Here is a 5,008-nt window from a genome sequence, read left to right on the forward strand (position 1 = left end):
AGTGGCCCACCAGGCGGTAGCTGAGCCCCTTGAACAGGGCGGGGTCGGCTGACGCCATCATCGGCGTCGATGGCCGCTTCACCGTGGCCTTGGCAGCAACACGGGCCGGCGCGGCAGCCGGCGTGGCTTGGGCTCCCAGCGGGAGCCCCAACGGAAGCGCGGCGCAGGCGGCCGAAATCGAGAGGAAGAGTGTACGGCGAATCATCTCAGGGAGCTTGAGGGGGGCGGGACAAAGGCCTTCGCAAAAGCTACGCCCTGCGACGGCAGACGTTGAGGGGTACCGCAAGTGATCAGGCGGGACGAAGGACCTTCCCCGCCCCGCCCGACGGCCGCTGACCGTCCCGGACCGCGATCGCGCCGTTCACCACCACCGCCACGATGCCTCGCGGATACTGGAACGGGTTGGCAAAGGTGGCCGTATCGGCCACCCGCGCCGTGTCGAATACGACGACATCGCCCGCCATGCCGGTGGCCAGTCTGCCCCGGTCGGCCAGGTGCACCCGGGCCGCGGGCACCGCGGTCATCTTGGCGATCGCGCTGGCCAGCGACAATGCCTTCCGCTCGCGGACATAGCGGCCCAGCACCCTCGGGAACGTGCCGGCGCCCCGGGGATGCGGGCTGCCGCGACGGGTGGGGCCGTCGATGGCGAAGGCGCCGCCATCGGAGCAGACCATGCTGAAGGGGTGTGCCAGCAGCCGGTCGATCGTATCCTCGCTCATGGCGAAACCCAGCATCCCCACGTCGGTACGGTTGCGATCCAGGAGCCCGACGGCCGCCACATACGGGTCCAATCCCTTGGCCGTGGCGTATGTGCCCATCCGCTTCCCTTCCGCGTCACGATCCACGGCGTCGGCCACCCGGGAAATCTGCACATTCTCCCAGCCGCCGATCAGCTCCACCTTGGCCAGCGTCTCCGTGCGAATGCGCGGGGCGACCGTGGAGTCCTTGAGGCGCGCGAGAAACGCCGTCGTACCGCCGTCGCGGCTCCACACCGGAAACAGGTTCGTGAGGCCGGTGGAATAGGCCTCGTACGGATACACGTCGAACTGCACATCGACGCCGGCCGCCCGTGCCGTCGCGATACGCGCCAGGGCCGTGTCCAGCTTCGGCCAGTTACGCGTGCCCTGCATTTTCAGATGCGAAATCTGCAGCGGGCACCCGGCCCCTCGCGCCACCGCGATCGATTCAGCGATGGAGTCGAGCACGCGATCGTCTTCGTTGCGCATGTGCGTGGCGTACGGCAGCCGCTTGGCCGCCAAGGGGCGACAGAGCGCGATCAACTCCTCGGGCGCAGCGAAGGCGCCGGGCGTGTATTCGAGCCCCGTTGAAGCCCCGCAGGCGCCGGCGGCAATAGCCTGCTCCACCATGCGCACCATCCGCTGCAACTCGTCGACGGTGGCCTTCCGGTCATCGTCGCCAACCACGGCGCCGCGCACGCCGCCCAAGCCGATCATCGCCGCCACATTCACCGCCGGTCGCGCCGCGTCGAGAGCCGCAGCCCATGCGCCGAAGCCGCGCTCGCCGTCGCCCTGAAAGCGCGAGCTCCCATCGGCACCAGCCACGATCGTGGTGATTCCCTGTCGCACCACCGACTCGGCACGCGGGTCTTCCAACAACGAACCGTCGCCGTGCGAGTGGATATCCACGAACCCCGGCGCCACCGCGAGGCCGCGGGCGTCGATCTCCTCGGTACCGGAACCCTCGATGCGCGGGGATATCTCCGCGATGCGACCCGCGCTGATCGCGAGATCGGCCACGCGTGGTTCGCCGCCACGGCCGTCGTAGATCGTGCCGCCGCGAATCACCAGGTCGTGCGCGGGCCGGCCCGGGCGCACGTTGAGTCCGAAGCGAGCATCACCCGTCGCCGCGGCAGCCACAAGTCCGACCGTCTGCAAGAACTCCCGACGGTCGCTCATCGCTTCGCTCCCGCACCGAGGACCACGCGTCCCGGCTTGGCACCGGTGTGTTCACCGTCTTTCAGCACCGGCACGCCGTTCACGAACACGTGTCGCATACCGCTGGCGTACTGATGCGGCTGTTCGAACGTGGCGTTGTCGCGAATCGTCGTCGGATCGAACACCACGACATCGGCGAAGTAGCCCGGCTTGAGCATGCCGCGTCGCGCCAGACGCAGATTGCCCGCGGGAAGCGCCGACATGCGCCGCACCGCTTCCTGCAGCGTGAGCACCTTCTCGTCACGGGTGTACTTGCCCAGCACGCGGGCGAAGCTGCCGTACGCCCGCGGATGCGGACTGCTCTTCAGGAATTTACCTTCCGGCGCCAGCGAGCCCGCGTCGGAGCCGATGCTCACCCACGGCTTCTGCAGTTCCTTCGCAATGTTGTCTTCGTCGATGATGAAGTAGATCGTGCCCACGCGCGTGCCGTCTTTCACCACCAGATCCATGGCCGTTTCCTCCGGCGTCGTCCCGCGCTGCTTCGCCACCGCCGCCAGCGTCATGCCCGTGTACTGCTTGAGCGAATCGGCCTTGAAGCCGGAGAGCACCACGCGCTCCGGCGAGCCGGCCGCCAGCAACAAGCTTTCCCACTGGTCCGTTGGCGTGCGCATCTCCTGCGCCACCTTCCGGCGCGTGGCGGGATCCTGCAAACGCTTCGCCCACGCCGCGTAGCCGCCTTCCTGCACCCACGGCGGCATCGCCGCATCGAGCCCGGTGGCCCCCGCGGTGTAGGGATAGATATCGGCCGTAATCGCGAGCCCTTCCGCGCGGGCCGCTTCGATGCGGGCGAGCACCGTATTCATCTTCGGCCAGTTGCGCTCACCGGCTGCCTTCAAGTGATAGATCTCGGCGCGCACACCCGCCTCGCGCGCAATGGTGATCAACTCCTCGACGGCTTCTTCCAGGCGCGCCCCTTCACTGCGCAGGTGCGAGATATACATGCCGCCATACGGTGCCGCGGCCTTCATGAGCGCCACCAGCTCCGGCGTCTTCGCGTAGAACGCCGGCGCGTAGATCAAGCTCGAGCCCACCCCCAGCGCCCCTTCCTCCATCGCCGTGCGCACCTCGGCCTGCATCGCTTCGAGCTCCGTCGCCGTGGGCGCACGATCATCCCATCCCACATGGTTGATCCGCACGGTCGTCGCACCGATGAACGACGCGATGTTGGTGCTGATCCCCCTCGCGACCAGCGAGTCCTGATACCCGCGCAACGTGCGCCACGTGATCGGGAAGGTGATGTCTCCCTGTTGTGACAGCATGTCAGCGCGCAGCGTATCCGAGAGTGGCCCCATGGAGTCGCCCTCGCCCATCACCTCGAGCGTGACGCCCTGTCGAAGGTCACTCTGACTGCGCCCGTCTTCGATCAGCGACTCGGTAGCCCAGCTCAGCATGTTGATGAAGCCGGGCGCGACTGCCAATCCCGTGACGTCGATCTCCAGTGTCCCCGTCCCCGCCACTACCCCCATCGCCACGATGGAGTCGCCGCGCAGGGCGACATCACCAACCACCGGTGCCCCTCCCGATCCGTCGTACAGCGTGCCTCGGCGCAGCACGACATCGTAGGTGGGCGGCTCCGCGCAGGCCGAGCAGGCGAGAACCGCCGCCAGCCGACCGACGGTCCGAGGGGAGAGGAAACGCATCATGATGGTGGCGAAAACGGGGAGGTGGGGGCGTACGCAACGGCAGCGCCCAGAGCATACGCCTCGTATCGGTTCGAGGGAACCATCCTCGGGGCACGGCGTGGCGTTCAGGTCTCGGAAACCCGATCATCCGGCAGGCCCGGACTGAGGACAAGCGCGAGCCCAGTCGCTAGCTTACCCCCATGGCCAAGTCTCCTACTCCCTATCGCGCCCTGACGCCCGAGCGGCGCCTGGCGCTCGTCACCGCCGCCCTCGCCAAACACAAGGGCGCGCGCACTCTGTACTCGCAGCGCCTCGCGGCCAAGGGCGGCGGATTCCGCGCCGCCACGCTCGTATCGTGGCCCGTCGACAAGCTCGCCCGCGAATTCGTGCGTCTCAACGCGCAGACCCCGCAGGACGAGCTGGAACTGCTGCAGATGCTCTATGTCGATCTCGAGCCACAGATCCAGATCACCTTCCTCGATACCGCGGGCGTGAAGCATGACGCCGGCGTCATTCCGGAAGATCTCGATCCACCGTATGCCGACGCCGACGCCGTGGCACGCGCCGCGTCCGCCGTGCTCGCGCAGCACGGTGACGATGGCCGGCACTACCTGCGCACCCTCGTGGTGTACAACCTGCCGTCATGGCCGGGGCTCGATATCGAGCTGACGAAAACAGAAACGGCGAGCTGACGCTCGCCGTTTCGTTTATCGCATACCGAACATGCCACCACCGCCGCCGCCGAATGGCATCCGGGGCATCCCACCGCCCCCCTTGCCGCCGGCGCCGCCCGGTCCGCCGCCCATCTTCTTCATCATCTTCTGCATTTCCCGGAACTGCTCGAGCAGCTTGTTCACCTCGCTCACCGGACGGCCGCAGCCCTTCGCGATGCGCGCGCGACGTGAGCCGTTCAGAATCTCCGGCTTCTTGCGCTCCTGTGGCGTCATGGACAACACGATGGCCTCGATGTGCTTCATACGCTTCGGGTCCATCTTGACGTCCTTCAGCATCTTCGAGTTCACGCCCGGGAGCATCTTCAACAGATTCTCGAGCGGGCCGAGCTTCTGCATCTGACGCATGGCCGTGAGGAAGTCCTCGAGGTCCATCCCTTCCTTGCGGACCTTCTTCTCGAGCTTCTTCGCTTCGGTGGCGTCGAACGTTTCCTGCGCCTTCTCCACGAGCGAGACGATGTCGCCCATCTGCAGAATGCGTCCCGCCATGCGCTCCGGATGGAACTCCTCGAGCGCATCCGGCTTTTCGCCGACGCCGATGTACTTGATCGGCTTCTTGAGCACGCCGTAGATGGACAGCGCGGCGCCACCGCGGGCATCGCCATCCAGCTTGGTCAGGATCACGCCGGTCACGTTCAGGGCCTCGTCGAAGCCCTGCGCGATCTTCACCGCATCCTGGCCGGTCATACCGTCGGCGACG

General features: G+C 67.1%; 3 protein-coding genes and 2 pseudogenes. 1 reads left to right on the plus strand and 4 read right to left on the minus strand.

Going from position 1 to position 5,008, the window contains the following annotated elements; all coding sequences use genetic code 11:
• The 3 genes and pseudogenes from ACIRA7_RS14800 to ACIRA7_RS14810 all read right to left on the minus strand — a co-directional run.
• A pseudogene (locus ACIRA7_RS14800) lies at positions 1-205 on the minus strand (hypothetical protein); the annotation flags it as partial.
• 85 nt (positions 206-290) lie between these two features.
• Positions 291-1,916 (minus strand): amidohydrolase family protein, encoded by a 1,626-nt coding sequence (locus tag ACIRA7_RS14805; protein WP_396221618.1) that lies wholly within the window; start codon positions 1,914-1,916, stop codon positions 291-293.
• Positions 1,913-3,595: an amidohydrolase family protein gene (locus ACIRA7_RS14810; protein WP_396221620.1), complete on the minus strand. Its 1,683-nt coding sequence runs from the start codon at positions 3,593-3,595 to the stop codon at positions 1,913-1,915. Before ACIRA7_RS14810 ends, ACIRA7_RS14805 begins: the two co-directional genes overlap by 4 nt.
• A 182-nt stretch (positions 3,596-3,777) precedes the next feature.
• On the opposite strand from ACIRA7_RS14810, the gene ACIRA7_RS14815 reads away from it, so the two are divergent.
• On the plus strand, positions 3,778-4,269 hold the full coding sequence (locus ACIRA7_RS14815) for a hypothetical protein (RefSeq protein WP_396221619.1): 492 nt from the start codon (positions 3,778-3,780) through the stop codon (positions 4,267-4,269).
• A gap of 15 nt (positions 4,270-4,284) precedes the next feature.
• Here ACIRA7_RS14815 and ACIRA7_RS14820 read toward each other — a convergent pair.
• Positions 4,285-5,008, minus strand: a pseudogene (locus ACIRA7_RS14820) (signal recognition particle protein); the annotation flags it as partial.

Source organism: Gemmatimonas sp. (assembly GCF_044376735.1).
In the GTDB taxonomy this organism is placed as follows: domain Bacteria; phylum Gemmatimonadota; class Gemmatimonadetes; order Gemmatimonadales; family Gemmatimonadaceae; genus Gemmatimonas.